Origin of the sequence: Bradyrhizobium sp. BLXBL-03, assembly GCF_051853015.1 — a bacterium.
Classification (GTDB): Bacteria; Pseudomonadota; Alphaproteobacteria; order Rhizobiales; family Xanthobacteraceae; genus Bradyrhizobium; species Bradyrhizobium manausense.
Window position 1 is genome coordinate 853,477 of the sequence record NZ_CP182470.1, and the last position, 19,176, is coordinate 872,652.

16 protein-coding genes are annotated in these 19,176 nt (G+C 64.5%); 10 read left to right on the forward strand and 6 right to left on the reverse strand.

All coding sequences use genetic code 11. The features are described 5' to 3' along the window. Window positions 1-11 precede the first annotated feature (11 nt). Window positions 12-1,004, reverse strand: a complete 993-nt coding sequence (locus ACNJX9_RS04065; RefSeq protein ID WP_439407879.1) for an ABC transporter substrate-binding protein — start codon at window positions 1,002-1,004, stop codon at window positions 12-14. Between the two features lie 651 nt (window positions 1,005-1,655). Next, window positions 1,656-1,874 (reverse strand): hypothetical protein, encoded by a 219-nt coding sequence (locus ACNJX9_RS04070; protein WP_439407880.1) that lies wholly within the window; start codon window positions 1,872-1,874, stop codon window positions 1,656-1,658. 426 nt (window positions 1,875-2,300) lie between these two features. Here ACNJX9_RS04070 and ACNJX9_RS04075 point away from each other — a divergent pair, with 426 nt between their 5' ends. Continuing rightward, window positions 2,301-2,594, forward strand: a complete 294-nt coding sequence (locus ACNJX9_RS04075; protein WP_057751877.1) for a hypothetical protein — start codon at window positions 2,301-2,303, stop codon at window positions 2,592-2,594. Window positions 2,595-2,609: 15 nt separating this feature from the next. Here ACNJX9_RS04075 and ACNJX9_RS04080 read toward each other — a convergent pair whose 3' ends face one another. Further along, a complete protein-coding gene (locus ACNJX9_RS04080; protein WP_439407881.1) occupies window positions 2,610-4,631 on the reverse strand; it encodes a YgiQ family radical SAM protein in 2,022 nt (673 codons plus the stop codon). A gap of 264 nt (window positions 4,632-4,895) precedes the next feature. On the opposite strand from ACNJX9_RS04080, the gene ACNJX9_RS04085 reads away from it, so the two are divergent. Continuing rightward, on the forward strand, window positions 4,896-5,060 hold the full coding sequence (locus ACNJX9_RS04085; RefSeq protein ID WP_439407882.1) for a hypothetical protein: 165 nt from the start codon (window positions 4,896-4,898) through the stop codon (window positions 5,058-5,060). A gap of 7 nt (window positions 5,061-5,067) precedes the next feature. Here ACNJX9_RS04085 and ACNJX9_RS04090 read toward each other — a convergent pair whose 3' ends face one another. Together ACNJX9_RS04090 and ACNJX9_RS04095 are read right to left on the reverse strand one after the other, a co-directional pair. Next, window positions 5,068-5,745, reverse strand: a complete 678-nt coding sequence (locus ACNJX9_RS04090; RefSeq protein WP_439407883.1) for a GntR family transcriptional regulator — start codon at window positions 5,743-5,745, stop codon at window positions 5,068-5,070. Window positions 5,746-5,753: 8 nt separating this feature from the next. Then, window positions 5,754-7,166, reverse strand: a complete 1,413-nt coding sequence (locus tag ACNJX9_RS04095; RefSeq protein WP_439407884.1) for an FAD-binding oxidoreductase — start codon at window positions 7,164-7,166, stop codon at window positions 5,754-5,756. Window positions 7,167-7,335: 169 nt separating this feature from the next. Between ACNJX9_RS04095 and ACNJX9_RS04100 the strand changes: the two genes are divergently transcribed. The 3 genes from ACNJX9_RS04100 (at window position 7,336) to ACNJX9_RS04110 (ending at window position 11,978) form a co-directional block, all read left to right on the forward strand. Then, a complete protein-coding gene (locus ACNJX9_RS04100; protein WP_439407885.1) occupies window positions 7,336-8,220 on the forward strand; it encodes a dihydrodipicolinate synthase family protein in 885 nt (294 codons plus the stop codon). A gap of 186 nt (window positions 8,221-8,406) precedes the next feature. Beyond that, window positions 8,407-10,740, forward strand: a complete 2,334-nt coding sequence (locus tag ACNJX9_RS04105) for a TonB-dependent siderophore receptor (protein ID WP_439407886.1) — start codon at window positions 8,407-8,409, stop codon at window positions 10,738-10,740. 2 nt (window positions 10,741-10,742) lie between these two features. Then, window positions 10,743-11,978, forward strand: coding sequence for a PepSY-associated TM helix domain-containing protein (locus ACNJX9_RS04110; protein WP_439407887.1), 1,236 nt, complete (start codon window positions 10,743-10,745; stop codon window positions 11,976-11,978). Here the strand turns inward: ACNJX9_RS04110 and ACNJX9_RS04115 are convergent. Then, complete coding sequence (locus tag ACNJX9_RS04115; RefSeq protein WP_439407888.1) at window positions 11,892-12,755, reverse strand: LysR family transcriptional regulator; 864 nt, start codon at window positions 12,753-12,755, stop codon at window positions 11,892-11,894. The genes ACNJX9_RS04110 and ACNJX9_RS04115 overlap by 87 nt on opposite strands. A 135-nt stretch (window positions 12,756-12,890) precedes the next feature. Here ACNJX9_RS04115 and ACNJX9_RS04120 point away from each other — a divergent pair, with 135 nt between their 5' ends. The 5 genes from ACNJX9_RS04120 (at window position 12,891) to ACNJX9_RS04140 (ending at window position 19,167) form a co-directional block, all read left to right on the forward strand. Further along, window positions 12,891-13,790: an alpha/beta fold hydrolase gene (locus tag ACNJX9_RS04120; RefSeq protein WP_439407889.1), complete on the forward strand. Its 900-nt coding sequence runs from the start codon at window positions 12,891-12,893 to the stop codon at window positions 13,788-13,790. 213 nt (window positions 13,791-14,003) lie between these two features. Then, window positions 14,004-15,236 (forward strand): rhodanese-like domain-containing protein, encoded by a 1,233-nt coding sequence (locus tag ACNJX9_RS04125; protein WP_439407890.1) that lies wholly within the window; start codon window positions 14,004-14,006, stop codon window positions 15,234-15,236. Between the two features lie 99 nt (window positions 15,237-15,335). Then, entirely contained in the window at window positions 15,336-16,580 is a 1,245-nt protein-coding gene (gene serA / locus ACNJX9_RS04130) for a phosphoglycerate dehydrogenase (RefSeq protein WP_439407891.1), read from the forward strand. Window positions 16,581-16,689: 109 nt separating this feature from the next. Next, window positions 16,690-17,709, forward strand: a complete 1,020-nt coding sequence (locus tag ACNJX9_RS04135) for a patatin-like phospholipase family protein (protein ID WP_439407892.1) — start codon at window positions 16,690-16,692, stop codon at window positions 17,707-17,709. Between the two features lie 3 nt (window positions 17,710-17,712). Then, on the forward strand, window positions 17,713-19,167 hold the full coding sequence (locus ACNJX9_RS04140) for a GntP family permease (RefSeq protein ID WP_439407893.1): 1,455 nt from the start codon (window positions 17,713-17,715) through the stop codon (window positions 19,165-19,167). The last annotated feature ends 9 nt before the right edge of the window (window positions 19,168-19,176 follow it).

Here is a 19,176-nt window from a genome sequence, read left to right on the forward strand (position 1 = left end):
CAGAAGGATCGTCATTCGATCACCTCGTCGGTGCTGGCGAGCAATGTCGGTGGTATGGTGAGGCCGAGTGCCTTCGCGGTTTTGAGATTGATTGCGAGTATAAGTTTCGTTGGCTGTTGGATAGGAATGTCGGCCGGTGCTACTCCGTTGAGAGCTTGGCCAACATCATCTGCCCAGCGGCCGAAATAATATGGCCAATCTGGCGCATAGGCCAAAAATACCGGCTCATTTTCGACGAGGTCCGTCCACCAAGTAATGGTGGGCAGGCCATGTTTCATTGCCAACTGGAGTATCAGCTCACGGTGTTCGGAATTGGGAGGAAGTCCATTGGCCATGAGCGCCTGAACCGATTGTTGCGCCATGGTCTCGAACGCTTGCCGATATTCCGGCTCTCCGGCCGAACGTTCCATTGATATGCCGATGATCGAAACTTTCGACCGCTGACCGGCGTCTCTAACCGCCTGTCCCCAAGCCCCCTCCCATTCTGCGCGGTTGGAAAGATAGGCAATGCGTGATGCCGTTGGGACTGCCTGATGTAAAAGTTCGAGATGCTTTCCCTGCATCTCAATTCCAGCATCTAAGGAAACGCCCGTGATATTGCGCTCCGGCCTTGCCATGTTCTTTACAATCCCAGCGGCTACCGGATCGCCAAACGTGGCGATGATCGGAATTGTGGTTGTCTCCTTCGCGACTTTCAGGATCATCTGGTGGTCAAACCCAAGCGCTATTGCGTCAGGCTTTGTTTGCACCATCTTGCGCGCGACTTCTTCATAGCGTTCGGGCCGACCCTCCGTGGCGTATCTATCCACGATCAGGTTCTTGCCCTCTGTGAAACCGATCTGAGCCAGCCGATTGAAGAGAACCCTCCAGAACGTCCTTGCGAAATTCTCCATTCCGTCCTGGCTGCAAACTGCCAGCCGGTAGACCTTGTTGGGCTCAGCTGCCGAGAGGGCGCCTGTTCCTGCGGTCCCCAATAACCCAACTAGAAAATCGCGTCGTCGCATGTGTCCGTACCTCCAGGACCATGTCTGCAATGGTAAAAGCTATCACTTTGTCGGCGAGCCGTGCTCTCCATTAGTCTAGGAAATCTTCTTTTCCGAGCCGCACTCGCTGGCGGAGGGACGGCGGCGACAATCTCCTAAACTCGGGAAGGTCGGAGTTGGGTCAATCGCGAGAGAAAGAACAGAGGTCGAGCAAATCCAGTCCGCTCCGACTTAATGAGCGAACCTCCGGCAGATCAGGCGCAACTTTGCAGATGGGCAAGAAGCAAAAGTCGACGCTAGTAAGAATGATAGAGGCCACCCACTGAGGCGGCCTTACGCGGCTCTTTCGCGGAACGGTGCCGACAACTTCTCAGGCGGAATCACGGTCGTATTCACCTTGGAACTTGTCTCACTGGTCCGGTAGCAATTCGGACAATGGAATAGATGCGCGATGGTATCCGAGGCGACCAGCGCGGACCTCGTCCATCTCATTTCAATGTGGCAGGCAGGGCAGATTGGCTGCTCCAATTGCTCCAACGCCTGTTTAAGCTTGTCCACCACGGCAACGCGCCCGTTTCTTATTCCCTTACCTCTCCAATAATTTAGAACACTCACAAATTCAACTTAGCGGTACCCGGCGCTCAAGACCCGTGCCGCATTGCGGGGCCGCCATCACGCCGACATTTGCAGCGAGTGCATATTCCTGGCCGAAAGTGGATTGGGAAGTGATCGCCAGTTCAAATGCCGGTTCTTCCGGAAATCCGTTTCCTCGAAAGAAACATCATTGCTGTGCAGCGAAGGGAAAACGCCGAGCACTGTCCTCGCAACCGAAAGCCCCCGGGTCGGTTTCGGGTCAAACAGCGAAGAACTCAGGTTTGAGCGCAGCCTCATGGCCGCGCTCCGACCGGATCTGGTTGATCCTACTCGCCGTCATGTCGAAGGTCTTTCAGATGGGGCCGGCCGGAATGCGGCTCGGCTCATCACCCATTTGCTGATTGGATTTGGCGAGCAAATGCGTGTCGAGCTGTCACGAGCGGGCCCTTGCCGCACGCCGCGATGATGCCATCCTACTCCTGTTTTGCCCGGCGCCTCAAGCAATTTTCGGTTTTACGGAAAATTTAGGCGTGGCCGACCCGCTCGGGTGCGATGGCGACGCGACTCGGCCTCGTTGCGCTTCAAGCCCTTGATTTCGCTGTCGCCGGCTACTGTGCATGGGGTTGTTTTCGACTTTTCGTCGCGAGGGTGCAAATATCTGCCCGAGCCCGAAATGGTCCGGCGCTCGCGTTTTTCAATCAAGCCATTTTCAGGAGACGCACCATGCAGGTTTACAACGTGGTGAAGTTCAAGGTGAAGGCCGGCGAGGAAGCCGCCTTCCTCGATGCGCACCGCGGCGGCAAGGCGAAATGGCCGGGCCTCGAACATGGCGTCATCATCAAGACAGGCGAGCAGACCTTCTGCCTGATCGGCCGATGGTCCAGCCAGGACGCGATGGTCGCGGCACGGCCGGCGATGATCAAGACGCTCGACAGTTTCAGGTCGGTGCTCGAGGATCAGGGCCAGGGGCGCGGCGTGACCGATGCCGTGTCAGGTGCGGTGGTGCTCGATCTCTAGCAGCGCGATAGCCCGCTACTTCATCAGCCGTATGCCCTTGGTCGTGAACTTCTGCGTCCTGCCGCCTGATCGAACGGGGCGCCTGGTGCCGGCGGCCTTGCCGGTGCCGGGCGGCTGGTGCGCCGGGACCAGCTGGTGCGGCTGCGAGCCGATCAGGTCGCGGCGGCCCATCTCGATCAAGGCCTCGCGCAGCACCGGCCAATTGTCAGGGTCGTGATAGCGCAGGAAGGCCTTGTGCAGGCGGCGCTGACGCAGGCCCTTGATCGCCTCGACCTTGTCGCTGCCGCCACGGCGCACGCCGCGCAAGGGATTGACGCCGGTGTGGTACATCGCCGTGGCGGTCGCCATCGGCGAGGGCAGGAAGGTCTGCACTTGATCCGCGCGATAGCGGTTCTTCTTGAGCCACAGCGCGAGGTTCATCATGTCCTCGTCGGTCGTGCCCGGATGCGCCGCGATGAAGTAGGGGATCAGGTAATATTTCTTGCCGGCCTTTTCGGCGGCTTCATCGAACATCCGCTTGAACTTGTTATAGGCGCCGATGCCGGGCTTCATCATCTTGTCGAGCGGGCCGCGCTCGGTATGTTCAGGCGCGATCTTCAGGTAGCCCCCGACGTGATGGGTGACGAGTTCCTTGATGTATTCGGGGCTCTCGACCGCGAGGTCGTAGCGCACGCCCGAGGCGACCATCACCTTCTTGATGCCTTTGGTCTCGCGCACCTTGCGATAGAGCCGGATGAGATCATCATGCGAGGTGTTGAGGTTCGGGCAGATCTCTGGGAAGACGCAGGACGGCCGGCGGCACGCGGCCTCGACCTTCGGGTCCTTGCAGGCCATCCGGTACATGTTGGCGGTCGGGCCGCCGATGTCGGAGATCACGCCGGTGAAGCCCGGCGTCTTGTCGCGGATCTTCTCGATCTCGCGCAGGATCGAGCCTTCCGAGCGATTCTGGATGATGCGCCCCTCGTGCTCGGTGATCGAGCAGAAGGTGCAGCCGCCAAAACAGCCGCGCATGATCGTGACCGAGAACTTGATCATGTCCCAGGCGGGGATCTTGGCATCGCCATAGGACGGATGCGGCGCGCGCGCGTAAGGCAGGTCGTAGACCGCGTCCATCTCCTCAGATGTCAGCGGGATCGGCGGCGGGTTGAGCCAGAGGTCGCGATCGCCGTGACGCTGCACCAGCGGCCGCGCATTGCCGGGATTGCTCTCACGATGCAGCACGCGAGAGGCGCGGGCATAGGCTTCCTTGTCCTGCTCGACCTGCTCCAGCGCCGGCAGGCGGATCACGGTCCGGCCCTTCTGGCGCGTGGCGCCTTCGTCGGCGGAATCGAGATCGTCGGCGTGCAGCTCGGTGTAGTCTTCAGGCACGCGGCGGAACAGCGCGACGCCCCTGATGTCGTCGAGCTCGCGCGGCGCCTCGCCGGCGGCGAGCCGATGCGCCACTTCGACCACGGCGCGCTCGGCATTGCCGTAGAGCAGGAGGTCGGCCTTGGCGTCGGCCAGCACCGAGCGACGCACCTTGTCCGACCAGTAATCGTAATGCGCGATCCGGCGCAGCGAGGCCTCGATGCCGCCGAGCACGACAGGCACATCCTTGAACGCCTCGCGGCAGCGCTGGGCGTAGACGATGGTGCAGCGATCCGGCCGCTTGCCGCCTTCGCCGCCGGCGGTGTAGGCGTCGTCGCTGCGGATGCGCCGATCCGCGGTGTAGCGGTTCACCATGGAATCCATGTTGCCGCCGGTGACACCGAAGAAGACTTTTGGCTTGCCGAGCGCCTTGAACGGCTCGGCCGAGTGCCAGTCCGGCTGCGCAATGATGCCGACCCGGAATCCCTGTGCTTCGAGCAGCCGGCCGATGATGGCCATGCCGAAGCTCGGATGGTCGACATAGGCGTCCCCCGTCACCAGCACGATGTCGCATTCGTCCCAGCCGAGCGCGTCCATCTCGGCGCGGCTCATCGGGAGGAACGGCGCGGGCTTGCGCGGGCGCGCGCTCGCCATCAGGGGCTTTTCGGCGGTGATGATCTGGGTGTCCATGGCGCCAAGGCATAGGACTCCGGACGCGCGAATACAACCGACGCTCGCGTGAAAGATGCCGGTTCCGTCCTCATTCGGGCGCATTAACCCTTCGCCTGCCCCCGCCGGGGCTCGGGCGCCGTGGCTGGCTCGCCTGCCGCGGTTCATTTGCAGGAACGATCCGGCTTCGCGCACATTCTGACTCGAGGGATCGTGGCGAGCCCCGCTTGCGCGCGCCCGTGTCCGGGATCTGCCTCGATATTCGCCTCGGGCGATGGGGGAACTGTGGGTACAGTCATAGAGAACTTGCTGTCGCGGAAGCAGAAGCTTGTCGAACAGCTCGAGAAGGCGCAGTCGGTCGAGGACCGCGACAAAATTGAGCACCAGCTCGAACAGATCAACACAGCGCTGGATTTCCTGGACCGGCCGGGGCCGGAGAGCGGGAAGTAGAAGCCGCTCAATTCGCCGGCGTCTCCACCTTCAACGCTTTGGCGTAGACCACGCCGGAATTCGTGATGTGCGTCGTCATCGTCGCTTCGAACGCCGCAAATTCGCCGCGCGCGAACAGATCGAGCAGCTTGCGGTGCTCATCGAATGACGAGCGGGTGCGCACGTCGATCGGTGAGGTCAGGTTGGTGCGCAGTGCCGCCACGCGCCCCGAGACGAGCTGGTAGGATTCGGCGAGGTAGCGGTTGCCGCAATGCGCGAACAGGCCTTCGTGAAAGGCGGCGTCGGCGCGGCCATAGGCGATGTTGTCCCTGGCCTCGACCGCCGGCTCCATCGCCGCGATCGCATCGCTCAGCGTCACGATGGCGCCGTCGCCATCGTGGCGGAACGCGAGCTCTGCGGCCTTGGGCTCGAGCGCGATCCTGAAAGTGCAGAGCGCGGTAATGTCCTCCGCGCTCGGCGTGAACACGAAGCTGCCCACCTGGGGCCGGATCACAACCAGCCCCTGTGCCTGCAACTGGCCCATCGCCTCGCGCACCGGCGTGCGGCTGACTCCGAAAGAGTTCGCCACCATCTCCTCGGAGATGGCAGCCCCGAGCGCGAACTCGCCGTCGATGATGGCCTGCCGCAGCCGTAGCATCACCCGCTGCGACAGCGATTTCGGCGTATCGAGCCTGAGCGATCGCATGGATGCTCTCAGATCACCTTGCCGGGGTTGAGAAGATGATCGGGATCGAGCGCGGCCTTCAGCGTCCGCATCAAGGCGATCTCCGCCTCGCTGCGGGCGTGGCCAAGCCATTTCTTCTTCAGCGTGCCGATGCCGTGCTCGGCCGAGACGCTGCCGCCCAGCTCGCGCACGAGGCCATAGATGATCGCGTCCATCTCCTCCTTCGGCTGCTGCTCGACGGGAAGGCCCGTCACCCAGGAGACGAGGTGCAGATTGCCGTCGCCGATATGGCCGTAATAGACGCTTTCGCAGCCCTTGATGCCGTCAGCTAGCGCAGTCTTGCAGCGCGTGACGAACTCGTCCATCCGCGCCACCGCAAGACCGATGTCGTAGGAGATGTGCGGCCCCAGCACCTGGCCGAACTCGGCGCAGATATCGCGCACGCGCCAGAACGCCTGCGTCTGTGCCAGCGATTGCGCCACGGCCGCATCGACCAGCAGCCCGCGCTCCATCAGCTCTTCGAGCCACGCCTGGAAGCGCGGCGCATCGATGCTCTCGTCGGTGCCCTGCGCCTCGACCAGCACGTAGAGACCCTGGCCCGCGGCGACCGGAGGCTTGACGCCGGCGCGGGTTGTGATCACGTCCCAATAATCCGGCCACATCACTTCGAATGCAGAGAGCAGCGGGCCCAGTCCGCTGCGGGCGGCATCGAGCAGCGCGATGACGGCGGCATAGTCCTTCAATGCGCACAGCGCAGCCATGGTCGAGCGCGGCTTCGGAAATAGTTTCAGCACGACGCGGGTGATGATGCCGAGCGTGCCTTCCGAGCCGATGAAGAGATGCTTCAAATCGTAGCCGGCATTGTTCTTCATCAGCTTGTTGAGGCTGGTGATGATGGTGCCATCAGGCAAGACGACTTCGAGGCCGAGCACCAGCTCGCGCGTCATGCCGTAGCGGATCACGCGGTTGCCGCCGGCATTGGTGGAGAGGTTGCCGCCAATGGCGCAGGAGCCGCGCGAGCCGAGGTCGAGCGGAAAGAAGAAGCCGGCCTCGTCAGCGGCTTTCTGGATCGTCTCGAGCGGCGTGCCTGATTTGACGGTCATCGTCATCGACGCGCGGTCGATCTCCTCGATGCCGGTCATCCGCTCCAGCGAGATCGCGACCCAGCCCGCCTCAGGGGAAGCGCCGCGGCAGAGCCCGGTCAGGCCGCCCTGCGGCACGAACGGCAGGCGCGCCTGCCGGCAGGTCGCAATCGCATCGGCAACGCCCTGCGCATCGAGCGGGCGGATCACCGCAAGCGGCGCTTGCGGCAGGCTCGCGCTCCAGTCGTTGCAATTGCGCGCGGGCACTTCGCTGCCGGACAGCACGGCCGCAGCGCCGAGCTTGTCGCGCAAGGCGGCAAGCAACGGCTCCGGATGTCCGACGGGGCTCACCATATTCATGCGAGACCTCCTCCAAATTTGGCTGCGCCTCATGCGCGCCGTGACGGCTGAAAGGGTTTGCGTCCATCTTGTATGTAAGGTACAAGGCGGGAAGTAAAGTAAAAACAAGGCTCGATAAGCCCTCGACGATCCTGAGTTTATTCGGGGAGCTGCAACAATGGGTGGCGCTATGACGGAGGCAATTCGCGGGTTCTGGGTGGCGTCGGCAACACCGCTGGCGGCAGACGGCAGTGTAGATTCCGTCAAGCTTGTCGCCCATGCCAAGCAGCTGTTCGGCAAGGGTGTGGACGGCGTCGTGCTGTTCGGAACCACCGGCGAGGGCACCTCCTTCAACGTCACCGAGCGTGTCGCGACCATCGAAGCCGTGCTCAAGGCCGACGTGCCGGCGGAACGCATTGGCATCGGCGGTGGCTTTCCTGCCATCAGCGACAGCATCGCACTGACGCGCGCCGTGCTCGGTCTCGGCCTGCGGCACGTTCTGATCCTGCCGCCGTATTTCGATCGCAGCGCCACGCCTGAAGGTATCGAAGATGCCTTCGCCGCCGTCATCGACGGCGCAGCCGATGATCGCCTGCGTGCCTATCTCTATCACATCCCGCAGATATCAGGCGTCGCGATCCCGACACGCGTCGCCGCGAGTCTGCGCAAGCGTTACGGCAAGGTGGTAGCGGGCCTGAAGGACTCCAGCGGCGATTTCAAACAATTCCAGGCCTTCCGCGCAGCGGCGCCCGAGCTCGCCATCACGGTCGGCAACGAAACCGACATCGCGCGCGCGATCGCTGGTGGCGGCGCCGGCACCATCTGCGGCATGGCCAATATCGCGCCGGAGCTGGTCAAGGCGATGATCGGCGGCAAGGACGTCGAGGCGCGCATGCAGGCCGCTGTCGATATCGTGGTGAAGTCGCCGTCTTTCCTGACGACGTTGAAGGCCATCCTCGCCGCGCAGACCGGGGACGCCGGCTGGCTCCGCGTGCGTCCGCCGCTGCGCGCTTTGTCCGACGGAGCCGCGCTCAAGGCGAAGCTCGACGAGCTGACCCGCCCCGTGCTCGTCTAGGATTGGGCAATGCTGCGACACGTCCCCGCGAATTCGCGAGCGCGTGTCGCGATGGCCTTTTCGCGCTGATCTCAGTCCTAGAACCATTCAACACTAGAGCTATTCAAGTCCGCCGACGGTTCTCTTCATTCGCAGCCGCTGCTAGATGCGCGAGCGCCAATGCTGTGACTTGGAAGTGAATCGAAAGTGCGTGCCCTTCTGGATGGCTCTCGCGTCAGAGGTCATCGAAATCGTTGCGGCAGGAGCCGCGCCAGCCTGCTCATCGGCGCAGCCGTGCTGCTCGCTGAAATTCCTCTCAACCCCGCGATCGCGCAGGCGCAAACAGCGCTCCCGCCGGTGAATGTGGATGCACCGGCGCCGCGGCCGAAACCGTCGCGCGCGTCGCAGCAGTCCCGACAACGGACGCAGACGCTTGCGCGCCGCACCCCAACGGTCATTCCGCCCGCGCTCCCGACATTGTCGGAACGCGCTTCGGCGGAAGCTGCCGCACAGCAGGCCGCAAGGCTCGGCTATCGCGCGATGCCGAGCGCGAGCACGTTGCGCTCGGGCGCATCTCCGCTCGACACCTCACAATCCGTCAACGTCGTGCCTGCGCAGGTCCTGAAGGATCAGTTGCCCCGCAATATCGACGATGCGCTGGTCAACATCAGCGGCATCACCCAGACCAATACGCTCGCCGGCACCCAGGATGCGGTGATCCGCCGCGGCTTCGGCGACAATCGGGACGGCTCAATCATGCGCAACGGCATGCCGCTGGTGCAGGGGCGCAGCCTGAACGCAGCCGTCGACAGTGTCGAGGTTCTGAAGGGACCGGCCTCGCTACTCTACGGCATCATGGATCCCGGCGGCATCGTCAACACAATCAGCAAGCGTCCCGAGCTTTACCAGCACGGTTCGGTCACGCTGCTCGGCTCGACCTACGCCAACAACCGCAACGGCGCCGACGGCACGCTCGACGTCACCGGCCCGATCGGCGATGGCGGGCTCGCTTATCGCTTCATCGGCTACGGCGTCAGCGAAGACTATTGGCGCAATTTCGGCCGTCACCGGGACATGCTGGTGAACCCGTCGCTCGCCTGGTACGGCGAGACCACGACGGTCCAGCTCACCTATGAGCATCGGGAGTTCATCACCCCGTTCGATCGCGGCACCGCTTTCGTCAAGGGCGCGCCGCTGGCGATCCCGGCGACGCGCCGGCTGGATGAGCCCTTCAACAATATGTGGGGCACGTCCGATCTGGTGCAGGGCTCGGTCGAGCAGAAGCTGGATGATCATTGGAAGGTCACGACGGCCTACAGCTACAACACCGAGACCTACAGCGCCAACCAGCTCCGGATCACCGGCGTCAATGCTGCGACCGGTATCGAGACCCGCAGCAATGACGGCACCCAGAACTCGCTGAGCAACGTCAGCTACGGCACCTCCTACATGCAGGGCGACGTCTGGGTTGGCGGCTTCCGCAACGAGGTCCTGTTCGGCGGCGAGGCAATGTATCGCACCATCGATCGCCACGATTTGATCCGCCAGGCGACGCCGAGTTTCAATTTCTACAACCCGGTCTACGGGCGCGTCATACCCGGCACGACCATCTCGGCGACCGACAGCGAGCAGACCGACAAGCTCGGCACCCGCGGCTTGTTCGCGCAGGACACGTTCCATCTCACCAACTGGCTGTCCGTCGTCGGCGGCGTGCGCTGGATGCAATACGAGCAGCTCGCCGGAAAGGGCCGGCCTGTCTTCGTCACCAACACCAACCTTTCCGGCGACAAGGTGCTGCCGCTCGGCGGTGTCATCGTCAAGCTGAACGACGAGCTCTCTTACTATCTGAGCTACACGCAGTCGCTGAAGCCGACCTCGACCATTGCGCTCTTCACCGGTGCACCTATCGGCTTCGTCGTCGACTCCACCATTGCGCCTGAAGAAGGCACGCAATGGGAGACCGGCGTCAAGTTCGACGTCAACAAGCGGCTGTCCGGCACGCTTGCGGTCTACGACATCGAGAAGAAGAACGTGCTGGTCGCCGATCCCTTTAGCAGCGGTACGGTCTTGGTACGAACATCCGCGAAGGCGCGGTCGCGCGGTGTCGAGCTGGACGTCACCGGCCGGCTGACCGACGAATGGAGCATGATCGGCAGCTACGGCTATACCGACGCGCGCCTGATCAACGATCCCGTCGTCGGCAACGCAAAATTGCTGAACGCCGCGATGAACACGGCCTCGCTCTATCTGGTCTACGATTTCGGCGACCGGCTCCCCGGTCGCCTGCGACTTGGCGGCGGCGCACATTATGCCGGTGACAGGCCGGGCGACTCCGCCAACACGTTCTTCCTTCCCGCCTATACCGTCGCGGACATCTTCGCGACCTACGACACCAAGGTCGACAAGGTGCCCGTGACCTATCAGTTCAACGTCAAGAACCTGTTCGACAAGGTCTACTACACCTCCACCACCGGAAACGCCCTGAACGTCGCGATGGGCGATGGCCGCCGAATCTCGCTGTCGGCGACGGTGAATTTCTAGCCATGGCGATAAGACATCAGGCCGGACGCAAGATCTGCGCCGCGCTGCTCCAGGTCCATTCCATCGCGGGCCTCGTGCTCGCGCTGCTGCTCTCCCTGATCGCGCTCACCGGCGCGGTCATAAGCTTCGAGGACGAGATCGTCGACCATCTGAACGCCGGCATCATGCAGGTCGTGCCGCGCGCGATGCCGGCGCTGTCGCCAAACGAGCTGGCGTCGCGCCTGAAGGTCGTGCCAGATGTTGGCAGGGTCGCCGGCATGACGCTCTCGAGCGATCCTGCAGCCGCCGTGCACATTCGCTTCGCGCGCGACGAGCCCGGCGGGCGGCCGTCGTCGCTCTATGTCGATCCCTATGACGGCCACGTGCTGGGTGTCCCGCGTGGCGAGGAATTTTTTGCGACGGTGCGCCGGCTGCATCGCTGGTTGCTGATAACAGGCGATGGCAAAGGATGGGGACGCCAGATCACAGGTATTGCGGCGCTGGGTCTGATCCTGATGCTGGTCTCGGGCCTCGTGCTGCGCTGGCCGCGTCGCGCGAGCAGCATGAAGATGTGGCTGAAGCCGAATCTTGCGCTCACCGGCCGTGGCCTGCATCGTTCGTTGCATGCCGTCATCGGCACCTGGGTGCTGCCGGTCTATCTGGTGATGGCGATCACCGGCCTCTGGTACTCGTTCGACTGGTACAAGGGCGGCGTCGTCTGGTTGCTGGCACGCCCCCACGTGGCGGCGGCGAAGATGCAGCCGAAGCAGCCGCGTCCAGCCGGCCGTGCCGAGACGGCAGAGGCCGTCGGGTTGGATCGCGCTTGGTCCACCATCCAGCGAGAGGAGAGCGGCGGTTTCGCCAAGGTTCAGCTCCTCCTTCAGGCAGGTCCGGGCACGGTGATGCGGATCCGGTCGTGGCCAAAGGGCGCCACGCTCGAAAGCGAGCGCGACGAATTCCGCATCGACGCTGCGACAGGCCAGGTGATCTCCTCGGAACGCTACGCCGACAAGACGCTGGGCGAAAAAGCCATCGCAGGCGTGTTCGACATCCACCGCGGCGCGATCCTGGGCTGGCCCGGCAAGCTTGCGTTCATGATTGCCGCGGCGCTGATGCCACTGTTCGCGGTCACCGGCGTGCTCCTGTACCTGTCGCGCCGGAAGCTGCGGCCGTCACGCCAGCGCGCAGCGCTCGGCGATGATGCCGCCGATGGCGCGGGCGAACGGCAGGTTGCAGCCCTCGGCAATACCAAGAGCTAGCTCGACGGCGTTGAGTCGCGGCAGGCCCGCCAGATCACTCGCCTGCTGCAGCGATTTGCGCACCCCGAGCTTGACCGGCAGCGCGGCATAACCAAGGCCGGCTTTGACGGCGCCGACCAGCGCGGAAAGGCTGCGCGCCTCGCAGGCGATGCTGCAATCCCGTCCCATCAGGCGCAGGCTGCGCAGGGCTTCGCCACGATAGGCGCAGCCGTCCGCAAAGGCCACCAGCGGAACGGCATCGTCGGACCGGTTTGGCGCCGGCACTTTGCCGAACCATGCCATTGGTTCGAACGCGATCGCGGCGTCCGCGGCGTTCGAGGGGGCGCGCTTGTAGAAGGCGAGATCGAGCCGCCCACGATCAACGTCTTCGGCGAGTCGGGCCGACAGGTCGGTGCGCACCGATAGTTGTGCCCTGGGAAAGCGCGAGCGGATCTCGCCGACGGCAGACGCAAAATCACGCTCGAGAAAATCGGCGGGCATGCCGAGCCTGATCGGCGCGTCCGAGGCTGGCCGGCGCATCGCGGTAACGGCACGCTCGTTGAGCGCGATCATCTCCCGTGCATGCGCGACGAGCTCGGCGCCCTTCACGGTTGGCCCGAGCACCCGGCCGCGAGCCCGCTCCAGCAGGGGATGGCCGATCATGGCTTCGAGCCGGGCGATCTGCAGGCTGATCGCGGATTGCGATCGCCCCAATCGCTCCGCCGCGCGCGAAAAGCTGTTGAGCTCGACGATGGCGAGCAGTGCGCGGAGCGTATCGAGATCGAGGGTTGTCGGCATGGAAAGCTCCGGCGCGGCGGACGGTCAGAATGAGATTTATCAATCAAGCCATTGCAGAAATCAATTTCTCCCATGAGGCAGGCGCGCGCTATCAGGCATGCGCGCCAGCCGCAACCAGAGGCGCGGGGGAAACACATGCAGCGCCGCAACGTCCTGAAGGGTCTGGGTCTGACCGCTACCGCCGCTATCACGAACACTCCCGCGTTCGCGCAAGGCGCGGGAAGCGTTGTCAGCACTTCACCATCGCCCTGGCCTTCACCGCAACTGGCGACCGGCAACCGGCTCGGCCATTGCCGCATCGGCAACGGATCCACGGTGTGCGTGGTGCTGCACGAATGGCTTGGCGATCACGTCAATTGGGAGCCGGTGCTGCCTTATCTCGATCCGGCACGCTGCACCATCGTGTTCATGGATCTCAGGGGTTACGGCTGGTCGCGCGGCGTGAGCGGCAGCTACACGCTGGATGAGGCTGCGGCCGACGTGCTGCGCACCGCCGATGAGCTCGCCATCACCCGTTTCCATCTTGTCGGTCACTCGATGTCCGGTCTGGTGGCGCAGAAGATCGCGCTTCAGGTCGGGAGCCGGCTTCAGACCGTGACGCTGTTCTCGCCGGTGCCACCGACCGGCTTCCGCGCCGACGAGGCGGCGATGAAGGCGCTCAATGCGGTCATCGATGAGGACGAAGCGGCCGGGCGCGCGATCACGGCCCGCACCTCCAGCCGCTATGGTGCCGGCTGGTTGCGCCGCAAGCTTGCCATCGCGCGCGAGGCCTCGACGGTCGAGGCCAAGCGCGGCTATCTCACCATGTTCACGTCCTCCGCCATATCAGGCGAAACCCATGGGCTGGCCGCGCCCCTGCATGTCGTGACCGGCGCGCTGGATATTCCGTTCTATCGCGGCGAGCCGCTACGCAATGCCTTTGCGCTCGCTTATCCCCGCGTTACCCTTGAGACCATCGACGACGCCGGACATTATTCCATGCTGGAGACCCCGGTGCGGGTTGCCAGCATCATCGAGAAGCAGTTGGCGGGCTGATCGGGCCGCCATGCGGCCGAGTGACTAAGGCGCGATGAGATTGGGCTGAATCGTCATCGCGCTTTAGATCTTTGTTTGAGCATGATCTCCGCGCAAACGCGTTCCGCTGATGTCGCGAGGGAAAACCGCTTCACACTTTTCCGGATCATGCTCTAGCCAAGCTCGTTGCAATCGTTCAAAAGCCCATGGCCTGTCCTTGCCGGGGTTCACGCCATGAAGCTTCCGATCGTCACTCCCGCCGATATCCGCCGCGCGCTCTTGCTGCGGGAGGAGATTGCGCTGCTCGATCTCAGGTTCGAGGCGGCCTTTGCCACCGGCCATCCGCTGTTTGCCGCCAACATGGCCGTGGACCGGATCGCGATCGAGGCCGCGGTGCGGCTGCCGCGCAAGAACGTGCCGGTCGTGCTCTATGACGATGGCGAGGGGCTGGTCGCTGCAGGCGCCGAACGCCTCGCCGCGCTCGGCTACAGCAATGTCCGCGCGCTCGATGGCGGGCTGAGGTCCTGGCGTGCGGCGGGCTACGAGGTGTTCGAGGACGTCAATTCCTATTCAAAGGCGTTCGGCGAGCTGGTCCAGGCGCGCCGTCACACGCCCTCGCTCGGCGCCGACGAGGTGGCAAAGCTGATCGCGGACAAGGCCAACATTGCCATCCTCGATGTCCGTCGCTTCGACGAATATGCGACCATGAACATTCCGGGCTCGATCAGCGTGCCCGGTGCCGAGCTGGTGCTGAGGGCCGGGCAGGCTGCGCCCGATCCAGACACCACCATCATCGTCAATTGCGCCGGCCGCACCCGCTCGATCATCGGCACCCAATCGCTGATCAATGCCGGCGTGCCCAACAAGGTGCGGGCGCTGCGTAACGGCACGATCGGCTGGACGCTGGCGCGGCACACGCTCGATCACGGCGCGGACAGGCGCGGCGCGATCGGCTCGTTCGAGGGCGGCCCGGCCAATGCGCGCGACGTCGCTTATCGCGCCGGCGTCCGCCACGTCGGTGCGAACGAGATGGCGGCGCTGGTCGCCGATACCAGCCGGACGCTCTATCGCTTTGACGTGCGCGGCGCCGAGGAATATGCGGCCGGTCACCTCCCGGGCTTTCGCCACTATCCCGGCGGCCAGCTGGTGCAGGAGACCGACATGGCAGCACCCGTGCGCGGCGCGCGCATCGTGCTGACCGACGACAAGGGCGTGCGCGCCGACATGACGGCGTCCTGGCTCGCGCAGATGGGCTGGGAGGTTTATGTCCTCGAAGGCGGCTATGATGGCCCGCTCGAGGCCGGCCCGCCGCTGGTTCTGCCGAAGCCCGATCCGGCGCATCGCTACCGCCGGCCCTATGAGGGCACGGATGTTGCGGAGCAGGCGATGCAGGCCTATCTCGACTGGGAATATGGCCTCGTCGAGCAGCTCCGCCGCGACGGCACGCACGGGTTTTACGTGATCTGACTACCACCAGGCCACGATATTCCCGTATCCAAACCCTATTGTGCTCGGCCTCGTCCACGGTCTAAGAGCTGCGGCAAAGCCGTCATCTCAGGAGATTCCATGCCAGCCCCAGGCCAAAGCCCTGAGCGGAGCGCGAAGGCGCTGCTGCTTGAAGGTGTCAACGACAGCGCCGTGGATCTGTTCAAGGGCGCAGGCTTCACGAATGTCGAGCGTCTGACCAAGGCGCTGGATGGCGAGGCGCTGCGCCAGGCGCTCAAGGGCGTGTCGCTGCTCGGCATCCGCTCCCGCACCCAGATCACCGACGAGGTGCTGGAAGCGGCCGACGGGCTGCTCGCGGTCGGCTGCTTCAGCGTCGGCACCAACCAGGTCGATCTGCTGGCGGCGCGCAAGCGCGGCATTCCCGTGTTCAACGCTCCGTTCTCCAACACCCGCAGCGTCGCCGAACTCGTGATCGGCGAGATCGTGATGCTGCTGCGGCAGATCTTTCCACGCTCGGTATCGGCCCATGGGGGCGGCTGGGACAAGTCCGCGGCCGGCAGCCGCGAGGTGCGCGGTCGCACGCTCGGCATCATCGGCTATGGCAATATCGGCTCGCAGCTCTCGACGCTGGCCGAAGCCATGGGCATGCGGGTGATCTATTACGACCGCACCGACAAGCTCCGCCACGGCAACACCGAGCCGGTGGAGAAGCTGGAAGAGCTGCTGGCGCAGAGCGACATCGTCAGCCTGCACGTGCCGGAGACGCCGGAGACCGCGGGCATGATCGGCGAGAAGGAGCTGCGGGCGATGAAGCCTGGCGCGTTCCTGATCAACAACAGCCGCGGCACGGTGGTCGATCTCGATGCGCTCGCGGGCGCCTTGCGCGATGGCCACATCGCCGGTGCCGCCATCGACGTGTTTCCGGTCGAGCCGTCGTCGAATTCGGAGCGCTTCAAGAGCCCGGTGCAGGGCCTTGGCAACGTCATCCTCACTCCGCATGTCGGCGGCTCGACCGAGGAGGCGCAGGAGCGCATCGGCGGCGAAGTGGCGCGCAAGCTGGTCGACTATTTCATCACCGGATCGACCATGGGCGCGGTGAATTTTCCGGAGGTGCAGCTGCATCTGCGCCCCTCGGGCGCGCGCTTCAGCCACGTCCATCGCAACGTGCCGGGCATGCTGCGCCGGCTGAACGAGGTCTTCCTCCAGCGCGACATCAACATCGCCGCGCAATATCTGGAGACTGCCGGCGACCTCGGCTATGTCGTGCTCGATGCCGATCTCGGCGGCCAGGACTCCGGCGCGCTGCTGGCGCAGATCCGCGCCCTCGAAGGCACGGTCGGCGCGCGGCTGGTGTTCGAGCACTAGGTCTCGTCACGTTCCGGTTGCATTGTCCGGCCTAAACTCTCTAAACTGTACCGGCTTCGACGTGTTCCAATCACGTTGAATTTGAGCTTCAGTTGCGTGAGTGTCCGCCATGGAACGCGACGCCGTCCTGATCGATCTCGCACTACAAGGCGGCGGTTCGCACGGCGCTTTCTCCTGGGGCGTGCTCGACCGCCTGCTGGAGGAGAACTGGCTCACCATCGCCGCGATCTCCGGCACGTCGGCCGGCGCGATGAATGCGGCGGTGCTGGCGGACGGCTGGACCGCCGGCGGCGCCGAGGGCGCGCGCAAGGCGCTTGAACGATATTGGCGCCGTGTCTCGAAGGCTGCCGCCTTCAGCCCATTGCAGCGCTCACCGCTCGACCGGCTGATGGGACGCTGGACGCTCGATACCTCGCCCTTCTACATCCTCACCGACCTGATGTCGCGGGTGCTGTCGCCCTACGACCTCAATCCGACCGGCTACAATCCGCTGCGCGCGGTGCTGGCGGAGAGCATCGACTTCGAGCGGCTCGCGCGCTCGCCGATCCAGCTCTTCGTCACCGCGACGCGGGTGCGCACGGGTCGCGGCCGCATCTTCCGCAACGCCGAGATCACGGCCGACGTGCTGCTCGCATCGGCCTGCCTGCCGACCATGTTTCGCGCCATCGAGATCGACGGCGAGCCCTACTGGGACGGCGGCTATGCCGGCAACCCCACCATCACGCCGCTGGTTCGCGAGAGCGACGCGCATGACACGATACTGGTTCAGATCAATCCGACCGAACGGCCGGAAGTGCCGCGCACCGCGGCGGAGATCCTCAACCGGCTCAACGAAATCTCCTTCAACTCGCCGCTGATGAAGGAGCTGCGCATGATCGCGCTGCTGCGCCAGGCCGCCGATCCCGGCAGCGGCGAGGGGGCGCGCTGGGCGAAGATGCGCACCCACCGGGTCAAGAGCGACATGTTGGCGAAGTTCGGCGCCTCGTCGAAGCTCAACGCGGAATGGGAGTTCGTTTCGATGCTCCGCGCCGAGGGACGGCTGGCCGCGGATGCGTTTCTCCGCGAGCACGGCGCCGATGTCGGCCGGCAATCGACGGCCGATCTCGATGTTCTGCTGGCGGAGTGTTGAGGCATGGGTCTTCTCGGCCTGCTCGTCGGGCTCGGCCTGCTGGTGCTGTTCGCGTTTCGCGGCTGGAGCGTGCTCCTGCTCGCGCCCTTCGCCGCGCTGGTGGCGGCGTCGTTTGGCGGCGAGCCGCTGCTGGCGAACCTCACCCAGGTGTTCATGACGAATGCGGCAGCATTCCTTGCGCAGTTCTTTCCGATCTTCCTGCTCGGCGCCGTATTCGGCAAGCTGATGGATGACAGCGGCGCGGTGACATCGGTGGCCGACTTCATGGCCAAGCGTCTCGGTGAGCGCCGCGTGATCCTGGCCGTGGTGCTGGCCGGCGCCGCGGTGACTTACGGTGGCGTCAGCCTGTTCGTCGCGTTCTTCGTCATCGTGCCGATGGCCCGCTCGCTGTTTCGCGCGGCTGAAATTCCGCGCCGTCTGATTCCCGCTGCAATCGTGCTGGGGACGTCGACTTTCACCATGTCGGCTTTGCCGGGCACGCCGTCGATCCAGAATGCGATCCCGATGCCATTCTTCGGCACGACGCCGTTTGCCGCGCCGGGCCTCGGGATCGTCGCATCCCTGATCATGCTCATGACCGGTTTGTGGTGGCTGCATCGCGCGGAGGCCAAGGCCAGGCGCGCCGGCGAGGGCTATGGCGACGAAGTCGAGGATGTGACCGAGCGGGCCGCGTCCGACGAGTTCGTGCGCGAGCGTGCGACGACGGCGCGCGAGTTCGATCCGGCGGAGCTGCAACATGGCCATCGCAGCGACCGAGCGTCGCCGGTTCTGAATGCCGTCTTGCCGCTCGTCGTCGTCGTGGCAGTCAATCTCCTGATGTCGCTCGTGGTCCTGCCGCGGCTCGATGTCAGCTATCTTGCCGAGCAACGCTTTGGCGGGACGTCGCTCGCCGCGGTTGCGGGCGTGTGGTCGGTCGCCGTGGCGCTGACCGCCGCCATCGTCACGACCATCGTGCTGAACTGGTCCCGCCTGCCGGCATTGCGCCAGACCATGGACGCCGGCGCCAACGCCTCGGTGCTGCCCGCCTTCAGCGTCGCGAGCCTGGTCGGGTTCGGCGCGGTCGTCGCCGCACTGCCGGCGTTCACGACCGTGCGCGACTGGGTGCTCGCGATCGAAGGCGGCCCGCTGGTTTCGCTGGCGGTCGCGACCAACATCCTGGCGGCGCTGACCGGCTCTGCGTCAGGCGGCCTGACCATTGCCCTCGATGCGCTCGGGAACATTTATGTCGACCTTGCCGAAACGACCGGCATCGACCTTGCCCTGATGCATCGCGTCGCTGTGATCGGTTCGGGAACGCTCGACATCCTGCCGCATAACGGTGCGGTGGTGAGCCTGCTCGCGATCTGCGGCCTGACGCATCGCGACAGCTATTTCGACATCGTGATGGTCGGCATCGTGACGTCGCTCCTCGCGCTGGTGGCCGTGATCGCCCTGGGCAGCGTGCTGGGGTCGTTCTGAGACGATTGT